At 49.5% G+C, this 25,976-nt stretch carries 25 protein-coding genes and 1 pseudogene; 10 read left to right on the top strand and 16 right to left on the bottom strand.

The genetic code is table 11. The features are described 5' to 3' along the window. Positions 1-244: 244 nt before the first annotated feature. The 5 genes from RSX24_RS17360 to RSX24_RS17380 all read left to right on the top strand — a co-directional run bounded on the left by RSX24_RS17360 (position 245) and on the right by RSX24_RS17380 (position 5,164). The gene (locus tag RSX24_RS17360) at positions 245-622 is read left to right on the top strand and encodes a MerR family transcriptional regulator (protein ID WP_236413458.1); all 378 of its coding nucleotides are present in this window, start codon (positions 245-247) and stop codon (positions 620-622) included. 283 nt (positions 623-905) lie between these two features. Then, a complete protein-coding gene (locus tag RSX24_RS17365) occupies positions 906-1,649 on the top strand; it encodes an SDR family oxidoreductase (RefSeq protein ID WP_236413460.1) in 744 nt (247 codons plus the stop codon). Between the two features lie 634 nt (positions 1,650-2,283). Continuing rightward, positions 2,284-3,738: a MocR-like pyridoxine biosynthesis transcription factor PdxR gene (gene pdxR, locus RSX24_RS17370; RefSeq protein WP_343261302.1), complete on the top strand. Its 1,455-nt coding sequence runs from the start codon at positions 2,284-2,286 to the stop codon at positions 3,736-3,738. Positions 3,739-3,788: 50 nt separating this feature from the next. Further along, positions 3,789-4,709, top strand: coding sequence for a D-alanine--D-alanine ligase (locus tag RSX24_RS17375; RefSeq protein WP_236413464.1), 921 nt, complete (start codon positions 3,789-3,791; stop codon positions 4,707-4,709). Beyond that, on the top strand, positions 4,706-5,164 hold the full coding sequence (locus RSX24_RS17380) for a GNAT family N-acetyltransferase (RefSeq protein ID WP_343261303.1): 459 nt from the start codon (positions 4,706-4,708) through the stop codon (positions 5,162-5,164). Before RSX24_RS17375 ends, RSX24_RS17380 begins: the two co-directional genes overlap by 4 nt. Before the next feature lie 64 nt (positions 5,165-5,228). Here the strand turns inward: RSX24_RS17380 and RSX24_RS17385 are convergent, their stop codons facing one another. The 3 genes from RSX24_RS17385 to RSX24_RS17395 all read right to left on the bottom strand — a co-directional run bounded on the left by RSX24_RS17385 (position 5,229) and on the right by RSX24_RS17395 (position 8,767). Beyond that, entirely contained in the window at positions 5,229-6,683 is a 1,455-nt protein-coding gene (locus tag RSX24_RS17385; protein ID WP_343261304.1) for a GNAT family N-acetyltransferase, read from the bottom strand. A gap of 240 nt (positions 6,684-6,923) precedes the next feature. Next, entirely contained in the window at positions 6,924-8,612 is a 1,689-nt protein-coding gene (locus tag RSX24_RS17390) for a copper amine oxidase N-terminal domain-containing protein (protein ID WP_343261305.1), read from the bottom strand. A gap of 26 nt (positions 8,613-8,638) precedes the next feature. Next, positions 8,639-8,767: a hypothetical protein gene (locus RSX24_RS17395; protein WP_290371420.1), complete on the bottom strand. Its 129-nt coding sequence runs from the start codon at positions 8,765-8,767 to the stop codon at positions 8,639-8,641. A gap of 97 nt (positions 8,768-8,864) precedes the next feature. On the opposite strand from RSX24_RS17395, the gene RSX24_RS17400 reads away from it, so the two are divergent. Then, positions 8,865-10,136 (top strand): vWA domain-containing protein, encoded by a 1,272-nt coding sequence (locus RSX24_RS17400; RefSeq protein ID WP_343261306.1) that lies wholly within the window; start codon positions 8,865-8,867, stop codon positions 10,134-10,136. A gap of 124 nt (positions 10,137-10,260) precedes the next feature. Here the strand turns inward: RSX24_RS17400 and RSX24_RS17405 are convergent, their stop codons facing one another. After that, on the bottom strand, positions 10,261-11,319 hold the full coding sequence (locus RSX24_RS17405; protein ID WP_339275255.1) for an LLM class flavin-dependent oxidoreductase: 1,059 nt from the start codon (positions 11,317-11,319) through the stop codon (positions 10,261-10,263). A gap of 190 nt (positions 11,320-11,509) precedes the next feature. Continuing rightward, on the bottom strand, positions 11,510-11,851 hold the full coding sequence (locus RSX24_RS17410) for a zinc ribbon domain-containing protein YjdM (RefSeq protein WP_236413473.1): 342 nt from the start codon (positions 11,849-11,851) through the stop codon (positions 11,510-11,512). Between the two features lie 279 nt (positions 11,852-12,130). Here RSX24_RS17410 and RSX24_RS17415 point away from each other — a divergent pair, with 279 nt between their 5' ends. Beyond that, positions 12,131-13,288, top strand: coding sequence for a VanZ family protein (locus RSX24_RS17415; RefSeq protein ID WP_339275258.1), 1,158 nt, complete (start codon positions 12,131-12,133; stop codon positions 13,286-13,288). 179 nt (positions 13,289-13,467) lie between these two features. On the opposite strand, the gene RSX24_RS17420 is transcribed toward RSX24_RS17415, so the two are convergent. The 3 genes and pseudogenes from RSX24_RS17420 to RSX24_RS17430 all read right to left on the bottom strand — a co-directional run bounded on the left by RSX24_RS17420 (position 13,468) and on the right by RSX24_RS17430 (position 16,028). Further along, positions 13,468-14,925, bottom strand: a complete 1,458-nt coding sequence (locus RSX24_RS17420) for a carboxylesterase/lipase family protein (protein ID WP_343261307.1) — start codon at positions 14,923-14,925, stop codon at positions 13,468-13,470. 234 nt (positions 14,926-15,159) lie between these two features. Then, positions 15,160-15,366: pseudogene (locus RSX24_RS17425) on the bottom strand (hypothetical protein); the annotation flags it as partial. 89 nt (positions 15,367-15,455) lie between these two features. Next, the gene (locus RSX24_RS17430; protein ID WP_236413478.1) at positions 15,456-16,028 is read right to left on the bottom strand and encodes a hypothetical protein; all 573 of its coding nucleotides are present in this window, start codon (positions 16,026-16,028) and stop codon (positions 15,456-15,458) included. A 99-nt stretch (positions 16,029-16,127) separates the two neighbouring features. Here RSX24_RS17430 and RSX24_RS17435 point away from each other — a divergent pair, with 99 nt between their 5' ends. Then, entirely contained in the window at positions 16,128-17,042 is a 915-nt protein-coding gene (locus RSX24_RS17435; protein WP_236413480.1) for a phosphatidate cytidylyltransferase, read from the top strand. Between the two features lie 216 nt (positions 17,043-17,258). On the opposite strand, the gene RSX24_RS17440 is transcribed toward RSX24_RS17435, so the two are convergent. Further along, entirely contained in the window at positions 17,259-17,837 is a 579-nt protein-coding gene (locus RSX24_RS17440) for a hypothetical protein (protein WP_343261308.1), read from the bottom strand. Between the two features lie 240 nt (positions 17,838-18,077). Next, positions 18,078-18,449 (bottom strand): LysM peptidoglycan-binding domain-containing protein, encoded by a 372-nt coding sequence (locus tag RSX24_RS17445; RefSeq protein WP_343261309.1) that lies wholly within the window; start codon positions 18,447-18,449, stop codon positions 18,078-18,080. Between the two features lie 249 nt (positions 18,450-18,698). Here RSX24_RS17445 and RSX24_RS17450 point away from each other — a divergent pair, with 249 nt between their 5' ends. Further along, on the top strand, positions 18,699-19,778 hold the full coding sequence (locus RSX24_RS17450) for a bifunctional transcriptional activator/DNA repair enzyme AdaA (protein WP_343261310.1): 1,080 nt from the start codon (positions 18,699-18,701) through the stop codon (positions 19,776-19,778). A gap of 56 nt (positions 19,779-19,834) precedes the next feature. After that, positions 19,835-20,605 carry an isocitrate lyase/PEP mutase family protein gene (locus RSX24_RS17455; protein ID WP_343261311.1) on the top strand — a complete coding sequence of 257 codons (771 nt, stop codon included), beginning with the start codon at positions 19,835-19,837 and terminating at the stop codon, positions 20,603-20,605. Between the two features lie 147 nt (positions 20,606-20,752). Here RSX24_RS17455 and RSX24_RS17460 read toward each other — a convergent pair whose 3' ends face one another. The 6 genes from RSX24_RS17460 to RSX24_RS17485 form a co-directional block, all read right to left on the bottom strand. Further along, the gene (locus tag RSX24_RS17460; RefSeq protein ID WP_343261312.1) at positions 20,753-21,451 is read right to left on the bottom strand and encodes a hypothetical protein; all 699 of its coding nucleotides are present in this window, start codon (positions 21,449-21,451) and stop codon (positions 20,753-20,755) included. Then, a complete protein-coding gene (locus RSX24_RS17465; RefSeq protein ID WP_343261313.1) occupies positions 21,448-22,323 on the bottom strand; it encodes an ATP-binding cassette domain-containing protein in 876 nt (291 codons plus the stop codon). The genes RSX24_RS17460 and RSX24_RS17465 overlap by 4 nt, the downstream gene beginning before the upstream one ends. Next, entirely contained in the window at positions 22,320-22,700 is a 381-nt protein-coding gene (locus RSX24_RS17470) for a GntR family transcriptional regulator (RefSeq protein ID WP_236413492.1), read from the bottom strand. The genes RSX24_RS17465 and RSX24_RS17470 overlap by 4 nt, the downstream gene beginning before the upstream one ends. A 132-nt stretch (positions 22,701-22,832) precedes the next feature. Beyond that, positions 22,833-23,015: an aspartyl-phosphate phosphatase Spo0E family protein gene (locus tag RSX24_RS17475; RefSeq protein WP_236413493.1), complete on the bottom strand. Its 183-nt coding sequence runs from the start codon at positions 23,013-23,015 to the stop codon at positions 22,833-22,835. 248 nt (positions 23,016-23,263) lie between these two features. Beyond that, the gene (locus tag RSX24_RS17480) at positions 23,264-24,646 is read right to left on the bottom strand and encodes a helix-turn-helix domain-containing protein (RefSeq protein WP_339275267.1); all 1,383 of its coding nucleotides are present in this window, start codon (positions 24,644-24,646) and stop codon (positions 23,264-23,266) included. Positions 24,647-24,972: 326 nt separating this feature from the next. Then, positions 24,973-25,890 (bottom strand): aldo/keto reductase, encoded by a 918-nt coding sequence (locus tag RSX24_RS17485; RefSeq protein WP_343261314.1) that lies wholly within the window; start codon positions 25,888-25,890, stop codon positions 24,973-24,975. Between the last annotated feature and the right edge of the window lie 86 nt (positions 25,891-25,976).

Below are 25,976 nucleotides of genomic sequence, written 5' to 3' on the forward strand. Positions count from 1 at the left end.
TGGCATCAGCATCAGAAGCTTACAGGAAAGGGGGACGCGCTGATTTCATCCTCCACGGCTTCATTGTTCTGTGAATTTTGTATTGAATACATATTAATCCATACAGTAAACTCCAAGGTGAACGTTTGTTGAATTCGCCATTAAATGAGAATCCCTTTAATAATCTCAGCTATTAATGCCAGTAATATGGAAATGAATGAAGGAAAAAGGTTAGAGTTTACTTTGATGACTGGAGGAGAAAGCGATGTCCACGATTAAAGAAATTTCGGAGAAAACCGGAATTACCCCATATACTCTTCGATTTTATGAACGGGAAGGAATTCTGCCATACGTCAAGCGCGATTCGAGTGGCAATCGATTGTATGACGAAGAGAGTATGGAATGGCTGAATTTTATTTTGGCGCTGCGAGCGACGGGCATGCCGCTTGCCGAGATCAGGAAATACGTGGATTTATACCAAGAAGGCGAGAGCACCCTTGAGATACGTAAACAAATGATGCTTATGCACAAGGAAAAAGTGGAGAAGGACCTCTCGGAAACCATTAAATATTTGGAGCAAATCAATTACAAACTGGCACTTTATGACATGCAGGAAAAAGGATTGGCCAAGATGCTGCCCTAGATGTTGGTTTGCAGCATTTCACTCTAAAATGGAGCGCGTTTCCCCGATGGGGACGCGTCTTTTTTGGTGCTTATATTAGAGTAAGCTCTAATATATTTTGCGCTTTTATCCCCTTAAAATTTCCATTTTATGTCCTGTATCATCAAAAATACCACGAATTTATGGGAATTCCGCCTATTCAAATTATTTAATATTCGAGACTTGACTTATATTAAACTCTAATTGATAACCTTGAAGCAAGCCAACGATAAGTGGCTAAACCAAGAACAAAGGAGAAGTACATATGAACACAAAAGTAGCAATCATTACAGGTGCAAGCAGCGGAATGGGAGCGGCCACGGCGAAACTTCTCGCTCAACACAACATTAAAGTCATGCTTGCCGCTCGCCGGGAAGACCGATTGCAGCAGCTGCAAGAAGAAATCCGTAACGCTGGAGGTGAAGCCAGCTACAAGGTGACTGACGTCACTTCGCGTGTTGATCTGGAAGCATTGGCGGATGAAACGATTAAAGTTTATGGACAAATTGACATTTTGATTAATAATGCGGGGATCATGCCTCTTTCGTTCTTCAAAAATTTGAAAGTCGACGAATGGGAGAGAATGATCGATGTGAACATTAAGGGCGTCCTCTATGGGATGGCGGCAGTGTACAAACATATGGAAGAACGTAATGAGGGACATATCATTAATTTCTCGTCCATTGCGGGACATATCATCTTCCCTTCAAGCTCTATTTATAGTGCGACCAAGCATGCTGTACGGATCCTAACAGAAGGTATGCGAACCGAATTGGGATCCACACAAAATATTCGGACAACACTCATCTCCCCCGGTGCGGTGGAGACCGAGCTGTACGATACCATTACTGATAACTCCATTTATCCGGCATTGGAGAAATTGGGCAGCCAGGAATGGAGCCAACTTGACCCAAGCGACATTGCGAGAACGATACTATTTGCAATCCAGCAGCCGACTAACGTAACTATTAACGAACTGATTGTACGCCCAACGTCTCAAAGCTTATAACATTGTCGCCGATCGCCAAGAACATGTCATTTCATAGGATAAAGAGTCAAAATTCACGCTAATTTCAATTTTTGCGACAAAAATTTCAAAATAGTGGTTAACTTCCCTGATTTAAAGTGGTACTATAGGGGTATGAGGAAGAAATTGGGCACTATGACACATGTTTTTTTATCAACTTCGTTCATTTGAACTAACCAGGTTGGCCCTCTTTTTCATACTGAACGCTGTGAAAAGCGCGCATATCGGTCGTTCAGTGATAGTTTTTCAGATTTCCCATCCATTCGACAACAATTGGAAGACCCATTAGAACGAATGTAGTAGTACCATAGATTTACCATAGCAATGCCACATTCCCTTAGCAAGCAAGATTTAAGTTTCAATATAGCCATCCATGTAGCACGAATCAGAGGGACAGATAGCTATCGAATCCAGATCATGTAGCCTGATAACGAGAAGTGGGAATTTATAGCGTTAGAATTCTAGAAATAAGGAAGCAGTCGTCATCAGCCCGGCAGAAGCCAGGGCTTTTTGTCGTGCCTGTATAACCTGGACCACTCCGGCACAGAATCGGAGGTATCGTGGTTCTTTCTGGCGGGTTTATAATATGGCAAGATACCATTAAGGGAGTGATGGGATGTATTCCGATCTGCAGTTGACTTTTGACCGCCCTGTATATATACAAGTCAAGGATTACATGAAACGGTTGATGCTCAAAGGCGGCCTGCAGGCGAAGCAAAAGCTTCCCTCCACCCGTGAACTAAGCACCCTCATGAAAGTGAGCCGCAGCACCGTCCTGCTCGCCTATGCCGAGTTGGAGGAAGAAGGGCTGATCTATGCGGTCAAAGGAAAGGGCAACTACGTCAGTCCTTCCATCGGGACCCCGGAAACGGAGACGCCGCCCTGGGAACCGGACTGGTCTGACCGTGTCAGCGACTACGCCGTTCAAGCTGAACAGCTTGACCTGATGAAGCACGGATCCGGAGCGGAGCGAGGCGAAATTTCCTTTACCAGCATCGCCCCGGACGAGAAGCTGTTCGACCTGCATAACGTGAAACGGGCCTTTCTCGACCGCATGTCGCTGGAAGGGGAAGTTCTGCTTAATTACGGGTATGCCAAAGGCTATCGCCCTCTGATGCAATATTTGCTCAGGTACATGGAAAACAAAGGCGTCGATTTGGAAGGCAAAGATATTTTGATCACCAACGGGTTCACCGAGGGTTTTGACCTTGTGCTGAGCGCTTTGCGCAAACGAAGCGGCCGGGCATTATGCGAAAATCCGACGCACCATACGGCCATTAAAAATCTCAGGCTCCATCAGTTTGAGCTCACAGGCGTCGATATGGAATCCGATGGGCTGAATTTAAAGCAATTGGAAAACAAGCTGGCCTCGGATGCTTACGACCTGGCTTATCTCGTGCCGTCCTATCACAATCCGACCGGCATCGTGACCTCACCGGCCAAGCGGGCCGAGATTATCCGGCTCATGAACCAGTACAAGGTGCCGGTCATCGAAGACGGGTTCAACGAAGAACTGCGCTATTCCGGATCGCACGTTTCCCCGCTGATTACAAGTGTTGGCAAGGGCTCTGGACTGATCTACCTGGGCAGCTTCTCGAAGGTGCTGTTTCCGGGGCTGCGAGTAGGCTGGATAATCGCTGATCAAGCATTAATCGACTTTTTGGAGAGCATGAAGCGTGCGCGAAGCATCCATACCTCGACGCTGGATCAATCATTGCTTTATCAATATTTAAGCAATGGCCATTTCGAGAAATACCTGAAACGGGCACGCACCGAATACAAACGCAAATACGAGCTGGTCGTGCGCTGTCTTAAGCAGCATCTGCCCATGTGCAGAATATCCGGGGAAGGCGGACTTCACTTGTTCGTTCAGTTCCCTGAGGCGTTCAGCACGCGAGAGCTGCTGGAAGCATGCAAGGCAAAAGGGGTTACCTTTATGCCGGGCGATACTTTTTACTTGGAGGAAGGCCAGGGACAGAACACCATGCGTCTCGGCTTCTCCAGGGTGAGCGACGAAAACATACGCAAAGGCATTCGCATTATCGGTGAAATAGCGGCCAAATGGCGCTGATCCGACATGGGTGCAGAACATGCACCCGAAATCATAAGGGAGGGCATTACATGAAAGTGGGCGTGATTATGGGCGGAACATCTTCGGAGCGGGATATTTCCCTGCTGACCGGAAAGGAGATGATTGCCCATCTCGACAGGCAAAAATACGAGGTCGTCCCGGTGGAGATTAACAGCAAACGCGATCTCATTGACAAAGCAGCCGGTTTGGATGTGGCCTTGCTTGCTCTCCATGGAAAATACGGGGAGGACGGCACCGTACAAGGCACGCTCGAATCGCTCGGCGTACCCTATACGGGATGCGGCGTGCTCGCAAGCAGCCTGTGCATGGACAAAGACTTGTCCAAACGTATTATCCAACATGCGGGCGTAACCACCGGAGCATGGCTGCAAGTGAGCAGCCTGGATGAACTGTCCGGGCCTTCGGTACAACAGCTGTCGTACCCGGTCGTCGTCAAACCCAATTCGGGCGGCTCCAGCATCGGCACGCAGATCGTGCGTGAAGAAGCAGGACTGCGCTCTGCGGTAGAAGCAGCTCTGGCTTGGGACGAAACGGTGATGATCGAGCAATATATCGAGGGCGACGAGATCACCTGCTCCATTCTTGACGGCCGTATGCTTCCGGTCCTGTCCATTCGCACGAACGCAACGTTCTTCGATTATGAAGCCAAATACAGCGACGGCGGGGCCGTCGAACAGGTTATCGAACTTCCGGCCGATCTGCATCAGCGCGTGGAAGCGGCGGCTCTCGCCTGTTACCGGGCCTTAAAATGCAGCGTCTATGCACGCGTCGATATGCTGATTAGGGACGGCATCCCTTATGTGCTTGAAGTGAATACCCTCCCTGGCCTTACCAGCAACAGTTTGCTTCCCAAAAGCGCGGCAGCGGCCGGTTTATCGTTTGCGGGTTTGCTAGATTCCATTATTGATTTATCGTTGAAACAACGGGCGAAGGAGGCTGCATTGGCATGAGCCTGGATGTCAGCATACGGCACAGTACGGAAAACGATATACAGGACATGGTTATTCTCATGGATCAACTTGGTTATCCAACCACCTATGCCGAAATGAGCGAGCGTTACCGCCATCTTGCGTCAGACGCCAACTTTACTACGCTGGTCGCCGAAGTACGGGGACGCGCCATTGGGCTAATCGGTCTGCAAACCTCGTATATGTATGAAAAAAACGGACGCCATTGCCGCATCATGGCACTGATCGTGCATGATCAGTTCAGAGGTTCGGGCATCGGCACCCGGTTGATTCAAGCCGCTGAGCAATGGGCAGCGGAGCAGGGCGTATTCTCCCTGTCCCTGAACAGCGCCAACCGCGAGGAGCGCCAGGCTGCCCACCGGTTTTATCGCGCGATGGGATATACAGACGGCAGCACCGGCTTCAGCAAAACACTGCGAGTTCCGCAGCACGTTTAACAAATGGATCTTATCCTATTGAAAAGCCCGCTCCCGCCATCATGCCGGAAACGGGCTTCTTTTTTCAATCGTTTTTTTCACCCGATTTGCATCTCTCATAAGCCGCCAGCAAATCCTCCACAGCTACCCCGTCGATCTTCATGCCTTTCACGCTGCATCCGTCCAGCTGCACGCCGGACAGATCGCAATCCCGGAATACAGTACCGGCAAGGTCGCAGCGCTCCCACTGCATGGGCCTTCTCTCTGCGCCAAGATGCGTATCGCGAAAATGGATGCCATCCAGCGCACCCCATTCCACCACGCTTCCGCTTAAACGCAAATCTGCTAGCAGCATGTCGGTCATGTTCAAATTCGTAAACCGGCTGCCGCTCAAATTGCAATCCGTGACGCGCAGGCGGGACAGATTGCTGCTGCTGATTCTTCCCTCTTCCAAATGAGCCTGTATCCATTCGACGGAGCCTTCATCCAACATGGGTTTCGGAACAGACCGATGCAAACGTTTCTCATACCCATACTCATCCTTGGAGCTATATAACCGCTCATACCCCATCTTCTCGTAAAAGTGGTGATTGTTCGGTTGCCGCCCGGACGTCTCCAACCTCCATACCGCAACCTCGGGATATGCGGCCTCAATAAGTCTCACGACCTGAGCCCCGACTCCCCGGCCCTGCCACGCGGGATCGATAAAGATTTTGTCGAGCCGCGCATAAGCACGCCCCAACACCTGTACGCTCACTCCCCCGATCAGGCAATCACCCAGTTCGACCGTAAAGTAATCCCACTCGCGAATGACGTAACGATGCATGTGTACCGACGAATAGCCGGGCGGACACAGGTTGGGGTCCAGATCATCCGGCCCTTTGGACCATTCTTTCATTGCTTGGTCAAATGCGCGGGTACAAGTCTCCGTCAGCATGGCGGCGTCTTCCATCTGGGCTCGGCGCAGACGTACCCGTGCTGGCGGTTGATCATTGCCTGTCTGGCCTGATTCCTTGCCGATCAGTTCAAAATAATCATAATCCGCTCCATCGGCCAGCCTTCGGCGTGAAACCAATCGAAAGCCCGCGTGCTCCAGCACCTTGCGGGAGGCCATGTTAAATGGTTTGACGATGCCTACGATTCGTTCCAAACTCGTATGCTCGAACAGATGTCGGCTGATGGCCCGAACCGCCTCGGTCATGTATCCCTTGCTCCGATGATCACGGGAAATCGCATACGCGACTTCACGGTCGGAAGCGTCCAGCATGTCGTTGGGAAATACGCCGCACCAGCCGATCACGCGTTGATCCACATTGTGAACCACGGCCAGCAGTACACGCACATCTTCCGGATCAAATTGCCCGTAACTCCCGATGACAAACTGCAGGAAGCCTTCCAGTTGCTCGGCAGTCATCTTCCACTCTGGCAGAACATCCGTAATCTCCGGTTGGGCAATCAGGCACATCAGCTCAGCTTGATCTTCCATGGTAAACGGGCGAAGCGAAATACGGCTGCTCTGGATAAACAAACGATGGTTCATATACAAACACCTCTGGGGATTATTTTGGTGATGACGCAAAAAAGGCACCTCCAATCGAGGTGCCCCTTCGTTTCATCGTTTCAGAAACGCCGAAGTTCCTCGCAATGGATAAAAAAGGACACACGTATCCCGTAGACCCATCCACGGAATTTTTTAAATGTGCTCTTCATCACCATTACAAGAAATCCGGCATATTCCGAGATCCCCTTTCATGAACATCATTGCAAATGAAATCAAATCTTACTTGCGTTCGATCCAAAGCCAACCTGCATCGTCCTCCGTCACTGTTGCACCAAGCGATTCGGCTGCAAACTGGAGCGGCACATAGGTTTTACCATCTCTGCCTACAAAGGCAGATCCCGTCATTCTCACTTCTTTCCCCGCTACGGTTGCCTGATCCGAATTCAGAGTCAAGACAACCTCATTCCCGGTAATGTCGTCGATGACGACGATTCGATCCGATCCTTTGGTCCACTTCACTTCGGCATCCAACTGCTCGGACAGGTAACGAACGGGAACAAACGTGACTCCGTCAACGTCGACTGCACCCGAATATTCGTCATCCGTTTGGAGCATAACCGTTTTGCTTGTAATGCCTGCTTCGTTTTTGAGCAAGTCATAGATGACGGAATCCGACTCGAAGTTACGCAGGAATTGGCCTGGCGTAATACCCGAATCTTCCACATCGATCACACCGTTCGTTGTATCGACCGCATTGACCGCAACCGCTCCGCCAATGTTCCACATCTCGCTCACGCTCGACAATGTCGCGGATTTAATCGGCAGGAACTCGGAAGCCGGCAGCGCCACTTTCAAGTCAAGGCTTTGCTTGCGGATGTTCTGCGCACTGTCCAGATAGAGGTCCAGCTTCAGTACGGTGTCTTTGCCAAGCACCGTCTTCAGCTCAGGCGTGTCCGCGAGAAGCTGCTTCAGCCCCTCATCGTAACTTGCGAGCAATTCATCCAAGCCTGCTTTTACCATGCCGTACATTGCCGTTACTGCCGCATCGCGGGATTCGGGCACAATCGCAGCAAATGCGTCATCTTCGGCGCCCTCCACCGTATTCACGGCTTTAACCAATGGATAGAATACGTCATACAGGTCTCCAATCAGACTTTTGAGTCCTTCTTCATCCTTCGCCACACTGGTGAGGAACGGCTTAACCAGCGCCAGCAGTTCTTCACCGTTAATCTCCACGTGCAGTTTGGAAAGGCTGAGCGATTCCCCGTGAACCGTTTCCTGTACAGAATTCACGGAAATGTTTGTTGGATTGGACAGATGTTTCAGCATAAATGCCAGCAATTTCGGAGAGAGCTCCTCGATTTGCTTCTCGAACGCGGCCGTATCCAAACCGAGCAGGGCATCATTGCCTGCAAGCGATATGTAGAGCGGCTTTTTCGCGCCATCTACATCAAACACGATGGCCGACTCGTCCATCGACAGATGGAAAGGCAGCTTTTTGTCCTGAATGCTCAGCGCGCCCTCAATGGAGGCCGTCTTGGAATCTTTCAATTTGGCATCCGTAATATTCAGGGATAACGAATTAATCAGTTCTATCATCTCAAGGTCATCGTCCGAATCGATCCATTCGGATGCCGGTTCGAGCTTTATGTTCAGCGTTTGATTGGATTCAGCGGATTTCACTGTTGCATTGTTCTCAATGGCTTTACCAACGTCAACCCCACCTACGGCTTGGCACCCCGTAAGCGTAACCATAATCAAAATGAGCGGTATGGCGATCCATTGCGCAAATTTGCGGTTAATAATACGATCTCCTCCTTTTTCATGGGCGAAATGTCGTTCATTTCTATTATGGAGGCAGAGGTAATTGTTGTAAATGATATTGATGCAAAAATTCCAAAAAAAGTTAAACATCCGGCGATCATGTGAACGAATCGGGATAATACGCAATGGATCAGATCCATTCATCAGGGATCTCCCATTTAACACAGACGTCAAAGTACTGCATGTGTCGGAAGATACCGCATCCATTGCAGCTCATTGACGGCAGGACGTTCATCCGCCTCGGGATAGAGGGTGGACCACAATGTGGTTTGTTCGACCACAAGTCCCGCTTCGTTCATTCCGCCCCTCATAAAGGCGCATTGACTTATGGAAACATCTGTATGAGAATCTAAATAGTCCAACCTTTTCAACCTAGCCTATAAAAGGAGAATGCATATGATGTCATCCCCCAACATTCCATTAAGCACCGGGCAGAACACAGCCATTCCGTCAGCCGCCCAACTGCAAGTAACGATCCAATGCGATTCGGGGCCATCAACGCTCGATGTCAGTTGTTTCATGGTCAACGAGCGGGGCCATGTTCCTTCCGACGACTACTTTGTATTTTACAACCAGACCTCGGACCCTCATCGCAGCGTAGAGCTGCAACAGATGGAGGCGCGCAAAACTACTTTTGCAATCGACACTGACAGACTTCGCCAGGCCCCCGTCGAAAAGTGCGTTTTCACCGCTACCCTGGATGAAGGCGGCACTTTCGCTCAGGTCCGCAACTGCCGGGCCATTGTACAAGCAGGGCAACAGCAAATTACATATGAGATTACCCAGGCAACCGCCGAAACGGCATTGATTTTCATCGAAGTTTACAAACATAACGGCGAATTCAAGGTACGCGCCATTGGACGTGGCTTCTTCGGGGGGCTTAAACCACTCGCTGAATCGTTCGGCGTAGAAGTGGAAGGCAACCCTGGACCTGAGGTGGCTGCTGCCACAGAGATTCCTGTACCGCCTGCTGCCGAACCTGAGCCAGCCCCGTTAAACCTGACCAAAATCGATTTGCTTAAACGAAAAGTGAATTTGTCCCTGCAGAAGAAGCAGTCCGAACCGATTCGGGCACGCGTAGCGGTTGTATTCGACGCCTCCGGCTCCATGTACCACCTGTATCGCAACGGAACCGTGCAAGAAGCGTTCGAACGCATTCTGGCCATTGCTGCAGCCTTTGACGATAACGGCGAACTGGATGTTTGGTTTTTTGCCAAAGACTTCTTGCGTGCACCGAGCGTAACCGCGCAGGATTATGAAAACTACATCAATCGCGCATATACTTTGGGAAGCAAAGGTGGAACCAACAATGAGCCTCCTGTAATGGAAGACGTCATCCGCAAATATACGGTGGAGGAACCCAATGTGCAGATCCCAACGTATATTATCTTTTTCAGCGATGGGGGCGTAGGCAACAAAGGAAAAATCACACGGTTGATCACCGAAAGCTCTACCAAAAATCTGTTCTGGCAATTCGTTGGCTTGGGGCGAGCCAATTACGGCATTCTTCAGAAGCTGGACGACATGCCCGGCCGATTCATCGATAATGCCAACTTTTTCGAATTGGACGATATCTCACGGATCAGCGATGAAGAATTGTATGACCGCCTGCTGGGCGAATTCCCTGCCTGGATTAAGGAAGCTCGTGCCAAAGGCATTCTGGCTTAAAGATGGAGCCTTGCAATCATAGGTACATCCCCTAAGTCCTTTTCAAATTCGATATCACCAAAAATAACTGCAAAAAAGACGCTAACCATGAAGTAACCACGGTTAGCGTCTTTTGGCGTTTATGTTAAGCTTGGGCTTGCTCCGCTTCCCAACGTGCGATTTCGGTCCGTACTTTCGGCGCAACTTCTTTGCCGAGCAGTTCGATCGCTCTCATGACATCGGCATGAGGCATCGTGCCGAGCGGGGTATGCAGCATGAAACGGGTAATGCCCACTTGTTTGCGCAAATAAATGATTTTTTCGGCTACGGTATCGACATCTCCGACATACAACGCGCCTTCAAGCGAACGAGCGGCGTCAAAGGTCGCCCGACTGTAATGTCCCCAACCGCGCTCGCGTCCAAGAACGTTCATGACGGCTTGCGTTGGCGGGAAAAACTTCTCTACTGCCTCTTCCGTCGTATCGGCAATGAAACCATGCGAGTGCGAGGCGACCGTCAGCTTGGATGCGTCATGTCCGGCATGTTCCGCCGCTTTCTTGTACAGCTGCACCAGTGGCGCGAATTGGGTTGGGCGACCGCCGATGATGGCCAGCACAAGCGGCAATCCGAGCAAACCTGCGCGCACGACCGACTCCTGGTTGCCGCCGCTGCCAATCCAGACTGGCAGTTTTTCTTGTACCGGGCGCGGATAGATGCCCAGGTTGTTGAAAGAAGGACGATGTTTGCCTTCCCAGGTTACTTTTTCGGAGTCCCGCAGTTTCAGGAGCAAATCCAACTTCTCGTCGAACAGTTCATCATAGTCGTTCAGGTCATAACCAAACAGCGGGAACGATTCGATGAACGAACCACGTCCGGCCATAATTTCCGCGCGCCCGTTCGAAATGCCGTCCAGTGTGGCAAAATCCTGATACACCCGCACAGGGTCATCCGAGGACAATACCGTCACTGCACTTGTCAGGCGAATACGTTTCGTTTGGGATGCTGCCGCTGCCAAAATAACGGCTGGAGAAGATGCCGCATAGTCCACGCGATGATGCTCGCCTACTCCGTATACGTCCAAGCCTACCTCATCCGCAAGAACGATCTCTTCCACGACTTCGCGAATGCGCTGCGCATGGCTGATCACCTCTCCCGTTTTGACGTCCGGCGATGTTTCTACAAAGGTACTGATTCCGATTTCCATGCCTAATTCCTCCCTTATGATTAATGTTCCGTATTTACTGCTCATCTATTTCTAACGTATTGTAAGCTAATAACATTTCGTTAATAACTACTCTAAACGATTTGAGATAAAAAAACAAGTGCCCTCTGCTCAGGTACGCAGAGGGCTTTGCAAGGATCTACCACGCAGATTGTTTAGCTGCTGATCCTGCCTAGATTTTTTTCACAAACTCCGACTTCAGCTTCATTGCGCCGAGGCCGTCGATCTTGCAGTCGATGTCATGGTCGCCTTCGATCAGGCGGATGTTTTTAACTTTCGTCCCCATTTTGACGACGAGCGAGCTGCCTTTCACCTTTAGTTCCTTAATGACGGATACGGTATCCCCGTCCTGAAGCACATTGCCGTTCGCGTCGCGGACGACCTTTTCCTCTTTCCCGGCCGTTTGTTCGGATTCCGGATTCCATTCATGTGCGCATTCGGGACATACCAGCATGAAACCATCCTCGTACGTATACTCGGATTTGCATTGCGGGCAATTTGGCAAATTGGACATATGTATTTAGCTCTCCATTTCTATGATGGCTTCCTCGCAAGTATACGGGAATATGCGCCGTTGTTCTACCTCTGGATCGAAGGTTAATGGAAAGAAGGAGTACTTGCCATCCGGGAACAAGACCATCTGGCTCATCGTTTAAACTAAATTTAAGGTTGGCACGTTCCTTGATTTAAGGTAAACCGCTTATGATGGAGATCCGGAACAACTTTCCATGTTAATATTGTAAGCATGCAGTCAGAACATATATGATTTTTTCAGAAAAAGGAGCTTCCCTGTATGACACCCTATGTGTTTCCCGTTAAAACCGCTTTTTTCATTTTTCTTATCGCTGCCATGTTTTTGTTGATTCCTTGGCTCATTTACGGCTATCGCAAGGACGGTTTTTTTAGCTGGTCCCGCTTTGCGATCAGTTTTTCGTTTGTTTTCTATATGCTTGCCGCCTACTGCCTCGTTATTCTGCCGATGCCCGAAACCCGCAACAATTGCGCACAGCAGGCGGCGGACGCCGTTTATTACAACCTGATCCCGTTCACCTTTATCAGCGACATGTTCAAAGAAACGCCGATGAACTGGTCGCAGCCGTCCAGTTATATGGCAATGATCCGCAGCAGAGCTTTTTTGCAGGCCCTTTTCAACGTATTTCTGCTCATGCCGCTCGGAGTATATATCCGTTATTTCATGCAGCAACGATCCCACTGGAAAAAGGCGCTGATCGCCGGATTCGGACTCTCCCTATTTTTCGAACTCACGCAAATTACGGGTCTGTATGGCTACTTTGCCTGCCCTTATCGGCTGTTCGATATCGATGACCTGATGCTGAATTCGTCCGGCGCCGTGCTTGGTTTCCTGATTGCGCCTATTTTGCTGGCCATGTTCCCTTCCAGGGCGCGCCTTCAAGCCAAAACCGAGCAGATTGTCGAGCAGAATAAAGTATTTCCGGTAGCACAGCTGCTTGCGTTAATGATCGATGCGGCAGTCATCGCGCTGTTATCCAACCTGTTTTCCATATTCAATTTGGCTTCAGGCAGCAATGTTGTCACCGGGGCCGTCAACACAACGCTAGCCATGATGATCCTGCTCTTTTTCGTTCCAATGGCACGGGGTGGCAAAACGCCAGGATCCGCATTTATGCGCTTCCGTTACGTCAATATCAGCACAGGGCAGCCTTCCTTCAAAACGTTGTTCAAAAGATGGCTGGCACTGTATATTCCCTGGCTCATTCTTAGCGCGATCCGAATCATGAACGAGTATGCAGTCATCCAAAATGCATATATCCCCGAAACCTATCAGGTGTGGATATCGGTCGGCATATATGGCCTGTACATGCTTGCCTGCATCGTTCTGGCTTTCCATCTCATACTCGTCCTCTTCTCGCGGGGTAAACGCAACTTCTATTTTGATGAAGTGTCCGGCACGAAACCTTCGCGTAAATAGTGTACTTGAGTAAAAAACGCCTCCGTCGTAAAGACGTGAGGCGTTTTGCGCATTTACTCCATGCTAATCATACTTTATTTGATTTGCGGCTATATGGGGACAAGAGCGATCGAAAGATGATTCTGACCACGTAGTGACCTATTGTGATTGATTAGAGCGTTTTCTAAAGATCAAATCACCTAGACACCCAACCGTTTACGTTTCTCCGCTTCCGGATCGTGTTCGAGCTTGATCTCGTGATTAAAGATCATCGTTGCACGATCCTGTTCATACGTCGGCCATTCCATGCCGGCTACTTGAGGCTGACCCGTTTTGGCAAAAGCAATCCATGCATCCTGCACCCGAAGCGCGAGCGCGGCGGCAGCCGCGTCCGGCTCGGCCTTCATGAATTTCAATGCATGCAGCGTATTGAAGACAAAGAACATTTCGATGCTGTGAATCGCTTTTTTGAGAAGCGGGTGCTCCGGCATGACCCAATCAAAACGATACATCCACACCGGTGCATGCTTCTGCTGGGCAGCAGCATATTGGAGCGATGAACGCCAGAAGAACATATCGGTCATGGCCTGGGCCTGTCCGTCCGCCGTTTTGGGATAGCTGTCGGCAATAGCCTTGCGATCGGCAAGGTCCGGCGCCATGAAGTCGACTCCGCGCACCATGTCGATCTGCTCGGAAAATGGCGTATCGGGCTGGATAAACAGCGAACCTTCATCGAGCGTCGTACCGATCAGCACCGAAATATCCCGGGCTGACCCTGCGGCAACGGCCTGAAGCGGAGGTTGCGGAAGCGTATCGCCATCCAGCACCGGCTGAAACAGCAAGGCCATTCCTACACCGCTTTGCTCTTTGAACCTCTCGGCAGCTTCGACGATCCGCTCCGCCGGGATGTCCTGCAGCTTGTTCAGCTCGTCCGCACCGATGCCAAGCATCTTCAGCACGCCTTCACGCACCGCGTTAGCCTGCTCGGCAGGCATGAACTGCGATGCGCCGCTTTCCATAATAGCGCGCCGGAACAGGCCCTTGGCCGCAGGCATCGCCATCAGGGCAGCAATGCTCATGCTGCCCGCCGATTCACCGAATACGGTAACGTTGGCCGGGTCCCCTCCGAAAGCGGAAATGTTATCCTGCACCCATTGCAGCGCAGCGACCTGATCCAGCAATCCCGCATTGGTGGCGTACGATTCGCCGAGCGGCGACATATGCAAAAATCCGAGCGCCCCGAGACGATAATTGATCGTGACTACGATCAAATTGCCTCGTACGGCCAAGGACGTGCCGTCATATACGGGTAAGCTGCCCGAACCGGTAACGAAGGCACCACCATGAATCCACACCATCACCGGGAGGGGTTGATCGCTTTCTTTTTCCGGAGCCCAAACGTTCAGATACAGGCTATCCTCGGATTCCCGAATCGCTCCCTCAGCTTCTTTCAGGTGAGAACTGCGCGGCTGAATGTTTTCCGGCCCGTAAAACCGGGCTTCGCGCACGCCTTCCCATGATTCCGGAGGAACCGGGGCTTTGAAACGCAGTTCATCCACTGGCGGCTTGGCATAAGGAATGCCTTTCCATGCGTTCGCTCCATGCGAATTTTCGCCCTCCACAATCCCGTAGCTGGTCATCACTTGAAGTTTTCTCATTCCGCGTCTACATCCTCTCTATTGAGTAGTGTTCCGACATGTATCGGTACGATCAACTTGCAGCAATCCATGGAAAATTTTATCTACCTTTTGAGTATAGAACGCATATGTACCCTTTTACAACTTTCCCCAATTCACGCTTCATCCAACGTTTCACGTGGAACTTTTTATGACACCGGCCCTTCGTGCGCACGATTCCATGTGATCCAAATGATGATCACGAGCGATTTTAGTTCAAAGTCTGCTGTCCCTCAAATAGTTCACCGTCAACTCAGCGCCCTCAATCCAGCTCCCTTTCACGAAGTCCCTGCCCTTCACGACGACGCGATCCGCATAAACCTCCACATGCAGCCCTTGGCTTCCTTCCAAATGTTCATCATCGTCCGTCCACAAATAGGCGACAGAGGAGGCGTTGAACATCGTTGGCATGTGATCGCCGCCTTAATAAAACGAGATTTTTTTATCCTGTTTTTTTTGCTGACGTATAACTTCGATGATCCGAAAGGCTTATTCCGAGTTTTGGCGCTCCATCATTTTGAGCCGGGATCGGCATGCTCCTGATCTTTACGCGGTCTATAATCCCGCAGCAGCCCCTCATAGATCAACTCCAGCCGCTCGTTTTGACGAAAATCATCCGGCGTCACCAATGCAGGCAGCTTGTTCCACAGCTTGATCCCCGATCGCTGCAAAATTTCAGCCACAAACTGCGAGCAGAAATACGAGTTGCTGAACTCCACCGGTTCTTTAAGCGTGATGCCAATGACGCCGAGCAGATTGTACATGAACTTCTGGCGGCTGCGGATGAAGATGTGCAGCACGCGTTTCATTTTTTCCACCTCGCGCTCGGTCACCTTCAGCTCATAAATGACACAAGTCGTGTCCGGAAATTTGCTGAACGTGCCCTTCTGGATATCTTCTTTCACAAAGCCGCCGCTGAGCGGATTGTTTGGATGTTTGCGCCCAAAGCTGTATAACTCGGAAAGTTCCCGATTGAATGAAATGGATGCATGATTATAGGGTGCGCGCGTGTAAGTCTGAATCATTTTGGTAAACAAAGTACCTGTATTAGTCAACAAAATATAAACCGAACGATCCGGTGTCATCGCAAAATTACCCCTTATCAAGTGTCGAGTATTCCTTCATAATAACATAGGAACCCTATAATGGAATCTCACATCCCGACAAGCAGGTGATATCGCCAAGTGAATAGCACGCTTTTTACGCTTACGCTCATCTTTTCAGCATTACTACTCGTACATATCGGTTATAAAACCGTGTCCCGACTTCAACCGGACAAGGATTACTCGGGCATCGGCAATAAAATCAAAACCTGGTGGGGCATGTTCGTTATTTTTTGTCTCGCCACATTGTTCAACCCCATTGTCTCCCTAATATCGCTCATGGTACTGGCGTTTTTTGCGCTCAAGGAGTATTTCTCCATGATTCGCACGCGCAAAGCGGACCGCCGATTGTTTCTATGGGCATACCTGGCCATACCGGTGCAATTTTACTGGATCTACATCGGATGGTACGGCATGTTTATCGTATTTATTCCGCTGTATGTCTTTCTCGTGCTGCCGCTGCCGAGGCTGATCAACAAAGGCACGGTCGGTTTCCTTCGCAGCGTAAGCTCGACCCAGTGGGGCCTCATGTTGATGGTGTTCGGGTTAAGTCATCTTGCGTACTTTCCCTTTGCCACGCCGGAATACGGCTCCAAGCTCGTATTGTTTCTGGTTGTGTTGACGCAGCTGAACGATGTGGTGCATTATTTGGCTTCTCTCTATTTGGGCAAACGCAAAGTGGTGCCTACCGCCAATCCTTTTTTGACCTGGGAAGGGTTCCTCTGCTCCTTCGTTGTGACCACGGCCGCATCTTACTTTATTCACCCATATATGACACCGTTTAATTGGGAGTTCTCCATTTTTATCGGTATACTGATCGCGCTCGCAGGATTTTTCGGCAGCTTGACGGTATCCGTGTTGAAAAGGGACCTGTTGATCGGCGACGACACCAAATTCGACGCATTGAAAAAGAGTTACCTTAGCCGGGTCGACAGCTTGACCTATACGTCCCCGGTCATGTTCCATGTCGTTCGTTATTTCTTTGACTTCATGTAGCGTTGTGAAATCATATCTCGTTTATCAGCAACGTTCGGACTTGATGATAAAAGCAAAAGCAGCCCGCCGGGCTGCTTTTTGCATGCGCTTTTCGGTACAATCTCGAAGCTTTTTGGCCTCCCTGACCGCCTTGAATGTGCCGACAGCGACCGTCTTTTGGCACGACCGAACGATGCACATCACACACTGGCAATCATCTGAATAAGGCTCCCGCCGTTAAAGAGGCAATGCCACTTCGGTTTCGACCCGGACCTCATCGCTGCCTTGACCATCCGTATAAACCAGGGTCACTTTTCCGCTTTCCCCTTTCATTTCGCCCGTGTATCGGAAGCCTGAGATCTGACGCTTCTCGTCAATATAAAAACCCTCTTTACCGCTTTTGGCGTGCTGAACCGCTTGTCCGTAATTATCGATGACCGTAATCTGGTTGGATGTCCAACGCAGTTCGGATAGTGTATACCCTTCAGGCACCTGTCTGACCGTGAATTCGAAACGCTTGTGTTTGGCCAGTTCGTCCGTCTGATGAAGTTCAATGGACATCAACGAGCCGACTCCTTCCGAATCGTTGGCCTCGGCAGACAGCCGTCCTTCTTCAACCGCTTCCGGGTTCTTGTTTTTGGCAGCCGCATTCGGAACCGAGTTTGGACCCGCTTGCTCAATGGGCTTTTTCGATTGGGGATACGCGTGTTCCTGCACCGACTCCTTATTGTTTATGGCGCCGCATCCGCTGACCAGCAACGTCGATCCCAGAATCAGCACGCCAAGTGCGTTGATGTTGAACCTGCTTTTATTCATCTAAAGCTCCTCCATCCTGTCTGTAATCCTTTCGTCGTGGCAACAAGCCAAACGTTCCCTATATTCATTCAATACCCATATCATTCCTCATGAAGCTCCTTGATATGTAAGCAGAAGAGACATATGCTTTTCCGCGCAAAAAAAACCGGCTATCCGGCAAAATGGCGATGATGCTCCATCTTTCGGATAACCAGTAGTATATTTGGACTATATGTAAGTTAATTGCTCATGCTGTTTCGATCAGGGTAACGTCAGAACTTGTCCAACCTGAATGGAGCTGGAAACCAGTTCATTGTATGCTTTGATCTCTTCAATGTAATCTCGCGTATCCATATCATCCGGCTTATACTTCACTGCAATATTCCAGAGCGTGTCGCCCTGAGATACGACGAGTTTGCCTCCAAGTGCCAGACGGTCCTCTTTGCCTCCAGCAAATACATTCAATACCGTGCTGCATCCGATGAGGATGATCAAAAAAACGATCAAGCTTTTTATCAAAACTGTGGGCATTTTCATACGCGGCCATTTCCTTTTGAAATCGCCTATGCCAGATTGGGCCGTTTCCGGGTTTACCGATTCGTAAATGCTCTGATACGTGGAATATCTCATCATCCAACCAACCTCCAAACCTTTGTTTCACAATGGCGTTAATAAACGTGGATCGAATCCCCAAGGGCACATGGACCTAACCATTTTCTTTTTATAGGTCTATAATACCATCTGCATCTCAACAAATTCTAAACAACGACAGGAAGCGTCAAATCGCTCGACAAAAAAATCCGTGCCTGAATTTCGGCGATGCAAAAATCATATTTGGGTATAATCGAGATACAAACTTCCCGGTAAGGACGTGAAAGCCCGATGCTCGACTTCGAAAAGAAAAAAATTTATTATCAGGCCCTGCTGGCCAAGGATACGGAATACGAAGGACTGTTCTATGTTGGCGTCAAAACGACGGGCGTGTTCTGCCGTCCCACTTGTCCGGCTCGCAAACCCAAGTTCGAGAACTGCGAATTTTTCGATACTGCGCAGCAAGCGTTGTTGGCCTCATATCGCCCATGCCAGCGTTGTCGTCCGTTATCCCATCCCAACCAGGTGTCGGACATTGTCCGCCTGCTGGTGGAAGCGGTCGAGAACAATCCGGAGAAACGTTGGAAAACCGAGGATTTCAGACAACTATCCATAGATGAATCCACGGCAAGGCGACAGTTCAAGAAGCGGTTCGGCATGACTTTCGTGGAGTATGCTCGCGCCCGCCGTATGGGGCTTGCCCTGAAAAACATTCGTTCAGGGCGACCCGTGATCGATGCGCAGCTGTCCACGGGTTACGAATCGAGCAGCGGCTTTCGGGATGCCTTTTCCCGAATCATGGGTGCTCCACCCACACAAATCGATGACGAGCATGTATTAAAGGCGGCCTGGCTGGATACCCGGCTTGGTCCCATGATGGCGATTGCCGATGACGATGCCTTAGTTCTGCTGGAGTTCGTGGATCGCCGGGGATTGGAACGGGAAGTGGAGCGATTGCGGCTGCGAACGAAACGCGCCATCGTTCCCGGCGTTACCGGCCCCATTATGTCGATCGAGAAAGAGCTCGAAGAGTATTTTGAAGGTACCCGCACCGAGTTCCACACCTCGTTGTCCTGTTTAGGAACACCATTTCAAAAAAGCGTATGGGAGCAGCTGGTCGCAATTCCATCAGGAGAAACACGTTCCTATCAGGATATTGCCGTCATGTTGGGCAAACCGTCCGCATGCAGAGCCGTCGCCCAAGCCAATGGAGCCAACCAGCTGGCCATCGTCATTCCATGCCATCGCGTGATTAACGCCAGCGGCGATTTGGGTGGATACGGGGGCGGGCTGAATCGTAAAAGCTGGCTGCTCCAACATGAAAAACGGATGGAAGAAACGATCCGAGGAATAGATCGGGGACAAGCATAATCCAACGTAAAACACACTACTCCAAAAAACGCAGCATCAAAGGAGAGAACACATTTATGAATTCCGCCGCAGAGCAAGCATTGTCATTTCGCAGCATGCACGTCAAAGGAGATCCGCTTATCCTGGTCAATGTATGGGATGCCGGAAGCGCGGTCGCCATTCAATCAGCCGGAGCCAAGGCTATAGCCACCGGCAGTTGGTCTGTTGCAGCAGCTCATGGCTCGCAGGATGGTGAAGCACTGCCTTTCGAACTGGTCATTGCCAACCTGAAGAGGATCGCGGCAAGCGTAGATCTGCCTGTTACGATCGATATTGAGGGAGGGTATGGAAGGTTTGTGTCAGAAATTAGCGAAAATGTGCAGCATACGGTCGAATCCGGTGCCATCGGCATTAACCTGGAAGATCAAATTCCGGGTGGGGAGGGCCTATATACAATACAAGAGCAGCATCTGCGATTAAAGGCAGCCCGGGACGGTGCCGATCAAACCGGTGTGCCCCTGTTCATCAATGCCCGCACGGATGTCTTTCTCCAAGCTCCCCCGGCTAGTCATCGTGAATGGGTCGCAGACGCCATAGAGCGGGCTTACGCTTATGAACAAGCCGGGGCGGACGGATTGTTCGTGCCCGGACTGCAAGATCCGGATTGCATCAGGAAGCTGTGCGAGCAGTGTGCCCTGCCCGTCAATATAATGCTGACTTCACGCAAGCCAACACCTGCTCAACTTGGTGAATTAGGCGTTGCCCGCGTCAGCTACGGGCCTTATCCTTACCAACACATGATGGAGGAACTTTCAAGGTTGGGCCAAGAACTTTTATTGCACCGCTAAACTCGGATATCCCGTCCACCATGTATAATTAAAGCGAAAATAAAGCAGCCCGGTATGGACTGCTTTATTTCCATTTATATTTTATGAATCCAGTGTTTACCTAACGGCAATTTCCTGCAATCGTTTTATACGTTCCATTTACCAGTGTCAGCTTTTACGCCCCTTCATCACAAGCGGAGCATTCTTCATCATGGGATAGGTCGCGAGCATCATCCCTAGACCCAAAACGCCGCTCACGATGAACAATACCGTTTTATTGGCTTTCATGATCCATTCAACAAATAAGCTCCAATCCACCTGCGTAAGTACAAGCGTTAAGACCACACTCAGTCCAAAGAACAAAATCAGAAAATTGCGCATCCCCAATCGGAGCCAGCCTACCGTTATAAATAACGATAATCCCAGCAGGAAAAATCCAACCATTAGATCGGTCCACAAGTAAGGAAAGAAGTGAAAATCTTTTACGTACAGAGCCCCAGCACTATAAAAGGTGACGCCCAACGAGCCGTATTGATGAAGCAGATCCATAATCAGATAGATCAGGTTTAACGTCGTAATGGCGACAACAACCATCCAGACCGAGATCAAGTAGAACGACTTAAGAAATTGAGTCCGCGTGCTCCCCATGCCAATCGCAACCGGGTACACGTTAACGATCCCCACGATGGCAAATGCAATGATTCCTCCATACATCGGGCCGAAAAGCGTTGTCGGGAAAGCAGCACCGAAAATGTATCCTATCGCAAGATAGATGGCCGTCAGCGCAAGCGTGATGTACGCAAACATTTTATAATGCCACACCATGTCTTCCATGATCATGCGATTCGTGCCTTTTGCAACATTCATGGACGAACCTCCTCATGCTTTCTGGTTACGTTAACCAGGTAATCCTGTATTGCCGCCTTTTCGATGGTTACCCCATATTCGCTGGCCTTTTCTCTCAAGGCTCCAGAGTACACTGCGTCGATCATGACTTTGTGCGTGCTGCCCAGCCGGGATGATTCCAGGACAGGGGAACCCACTGCAACTCGTTCAACAGCGCCAATATCCCCTGTTAGAAGAATACCTCTCTCGCGCATTTCCTCCATGGATTGATGCAGCAATATGTTGCCCCCATGAAGAACGATCAAGGATTCGCATAAAGGCTGAATTTCCTCAATATGATGGGATGACAGCAGCATCAATCGCGGCTGATCCTCGTACGTTTCCAGCAAAGCGCGATAGAAAAACTTCCGCTTCTCAGCGTCCAAGCCATTGGTGGGCTCGTCAAGAATCGTAATATTTGCGCGGCTGGATAATCCAAGAATGATCTGGGCCGCCGTTTTCATGCCTTTGGAAAATTTAGCGATTTTCCGCTTCAGCGGCAGTTCAAACATATCCACCAGTCGCTCTGCCAGCTCCTGATCCCATTCGGGATGAAAATACTGGCCGTATCGCATCAAATCAACCATGCTCCAGTTTCTCCCGAAAGGATGATTCTCCTGGACATAACACAGATTCTCCTGTGCAGCCAAATTGTCGTACGGCTCATGACCCATGATCCGAATCGTTCCCTGCTCCGGCCGCTGCTGGCCTGCAAGCAAACTCATCAGCGTCGTTTTCCCTGCGCCGTTCCTCCCCCACAATGCACTGATGACCGGTTCGTCTTCCCGCAGCGTGAGGTTCTTCAAAACAGGCGTTCCCTGGTAACCGTACTCCACTTGTTCCACGTGTATCATGACTCACTCTCCTTATCGCTCTTGCCTTTGATCAGGTCGATGATTGCTTCTTCACTCATGTGAATGCGTTTGGCTTCCTCAAGCAAAGGTTGAATGTATTCCTCGTAAAAATGCTGCCTTCGTTCTTGAAGCAAAGTATCCCGCGCTCCTTTTGCGACGAACATGCCCAGTCCCCGCTGTTTGTAGATAATGCCTTTGTCCGCTAACGACTGCAGCCCTTTCCGCGCCGTAGCAGGGTTGATATTGTAAAACCGCGACAGCTCATTGGTGGAAGGAACCTGTTCCTCAGCCTTTAAGCGGCCTTCTACGATGTCATCCATAATCATCAGGGCGATCTGATGAAAAATGGGCTGTGATTCGTCCAGATTCGATTTCATGCAAATCCAACTTTCATCATTGAATTATTGATTCAGGCCAAGTTAATCGGTTAGTTACTCATGTAACTAACCATACTACAAAGAAGCCACGATGTAAATAGTCCTTTTTCTTAAACGCGCCCATTTCTTTCGCTACGTCTGCGGTTTATGGATTGGACTTTTTTTCGTGGCACGATAATATTTATTCATCAGCTCGTCCAGCACTATAGACTGCCTTATCACTTCCGGATGCTGGAAACTCCCGTACTCCCGTTCCTTCACGTACAGCAGTTCCCTGGCAAGTTCAATCTCCAATTTCAATTCCGTACAATCCATAACCTCCTCCTTCTGTCACATTTTAACGGAATCTGTCGATCGCAAGATTGTACGGGATATCGCATACTTATTCTTCCAACAAAAGAAAAAAACGTCCCCTGGCAAGCTGAGGACGTTTTCTGCCGGCATACGTTTTTTACGATCCGAATCCATGGTCTGCGGTGCGCATAATATCCGGATTGGACGTCGTCAGACCTCGATCAGGACCATCAGATTGAGCACCAGGAGCTACAATGGCAATAACAATGCTAAACATGACTATCAGCGAAGCAAACTTCCTCATCATTGAGTTTCTGCACCTCACTAATCAAATTTTTGTATTGCTGCATTGCTTCATCGGTCGCATAATCCCTATACTGTTCAAACAACCCGATACTTTTAAGCATACCCCGGCCATCATGAATTTCAAGAGCAAACTTCATACTATTCAAGGCATACTGTAAACCTTTGATAAAATCGTCCTTCCGTAAATAATATGAAGCTAATCCTCCCATTAGACGAACATAGCGATCATCGGTAACCTGTTTGCTCACTTTGCCGATCCGGTTGCTTTGCTCCTGATATGACAAATGTGATTTAAACTTTTCAAGCACGAAATCGATGTTCATATCGTAGCGGTTGGCGGCCGTCACAATGTCGCAAAGCGCCGGAAAGACTTCATTTTCCCTGTTGGAGATGTACCCTACATAATCGGGCAGCACCTCGAAACGACCGGCCATCAATTGATATACATAGCGATTGCCCTCAGCCCATTCCTGGAATTGATGCATTACGATTCGTTCTTCCTCATCAGGCTGCTTCACCCAACTGCTGTCTGCGTAACGAGAAACGAAATCAAGCGCCCTGTCGTACTCCTTAAGATGATAGAACGCGCTTCCTGCAGCCAGATCGGAATATAAAATATAAAAAATAATCGGTTTTTTCGTTTCTTCCTGCTTGTTTCTCCCATTCAGTTCATAATGAACCTTAGCCTTCACCTTTAATTTTTCGGACAATTCCTGGACCTTCATCCAGCGGTGCAGCGCTCCGAACGCATTGATCAATTCGTTCAGCGCATCCAGTTGATAGCGTTCATCCAATCGATCGACGTAATACTCGAACCTGGAAGCGATAATAAGGTTCTTCTGGCGGTCTTTGCCAAGGCCCAGCTTAAATAGGCGATATTGGCAGAGTGCAAGCCGTTCCGAATGCTGCATTTTTTCACTTTCGGCAATCGTTTCGTACAAAAGAACGGCCGCTTTGAATTTTCCGCCACCGTAAAACTCCTCTGCGACTTCAAATAACAAAGGTATATAGGACAGATTATCCATCATCAACCGGATAACCTCTTCAATGCAATTCAATTTGTCCAACTCTGCACATCGATGGAGGAATGGACCAAGCCTGCGCCAGTCCGGCGTGGAGTGAACGAAACACTCTTCGATGTACAGTTCGTAATAGTAGCCCTCATCCAGCTGCATGGCCGCCGTAATACGGTCCAGCTGCTGCATCGAGATCGGGCGGTTTTTGTTTAATATGTTGCTAAGCGTGCCTGAATTGATGCCTGACAGCTCGGAAAACAGACTGATCGACATCCGTTCCCTTTTCAAGTATGATTCCAAATGATCGCGTATCGTGGTTGCCGACTCCAAACGAACACCACCCTCCAAAGTAAGCAAAACGCCTATTGACGTACATTTAAAGAAGACAGACCGCGACTTGCGGTTCTCATAAAAACCATAAACAGGATCAACGACATTTCAAAGTAATTATATGTAGGAATTGATCGAGGGTCAATAAGTTTCCTTTCAACTAATTTGTATTTATTACAATTTAATCCTTTTAAATGTACAAATCTCTCATTCTATTTTATACGCTGGAAACTACGGCAATCAATATCAAAACCAAATGAAAAACACGAGCAAAACATGCCCGTGCTTCCCATGTTATTCAAGTATTCTACATCCACGAATCTCGCTTACGGCAAAATGTTGCCTGCTGCGCGATAAATGTCATACCATTCCTGACGGGTAAGATCGATCTCGCCGGCCTTGATGCAGTCTTGCAAACGGCTAACGGTCGTCGTTCCCGTCACCGGCTGCATTTTGGCCGGATGACGCAGCAGCCAGGCAATGGCAATCGTTGTATTGGTCACACCGTATTTCGCGGCAATTTCGTCGATCTTGGCATTCAGCTCCGGGAACTTCTCGTTGCCAAGGAATACGCCTTCGAAGAATCCGTATTGGAACGGGGACCATGGCTGAATCGTAATGTCGTGCAGACGGCAATAATCCAGCACGCTGCCATCGCGGTTGACGGCGGCGTCGTTCTCCATATTCACGTTGATCCCGCTGGAGATCATCGTTGTATTCGTAATGCTCAATTGAAGCTGGTTGGCAACCAGCGGTTGTTTCACATATTTTTTCAACAGTTCGATCTGGTTCGGATTTTGGTTGGACACCCCGAAATGGCGCACTTTGCCTTCGCGCTCAAGCAGATCGAATGCTTCGGCCACTTCCTCCGGCTCCACCAGAGCATCGGGACGATGCAGCAGCAAAACATCGAGATATTCGGTTTTGATGCGTTTCAAAATACCGTCCACCGAATTCAGGATATGTTCTTTGGAGAAGTCGAACATGCCCTTGCGAATGCCGCATTTGGACTGGAGAATCAGATTTTCCCTCACTTGGGGATTCATCTGGACAGCTTCGGCAAAAATCTCTTCGCACGTCCCTGCCCCGTAGATGTCGGCATGATCAAAGAAGTTTGCGCCCGCTTCGATGGCCGAGTGGACGAAATGCTCCGCTTCCTTGCTGCTCAGTGCATTGATTCGCATGCAGCCCACGGCTACAACCGGCACCTCAAGCGAGCTGCTTCCAAGCTTTATCGTTCTCATGATGATTCCCCTCCATATCAAATCGTAATGATCCTATGAACTACCAGATGGCTTGCACAGAAGATGTTCCTCTATGATTGTGACAT

The organism is Paenibacillus hubeiensis (assembly GCF_032334105.1).
Taxonomy (GTDB): Bacteria; Bacillota; Bacilli; order Paenibacillales; family Paenibacillaceae; genus Paenibacillus; species Paenibacillus hubeiensis.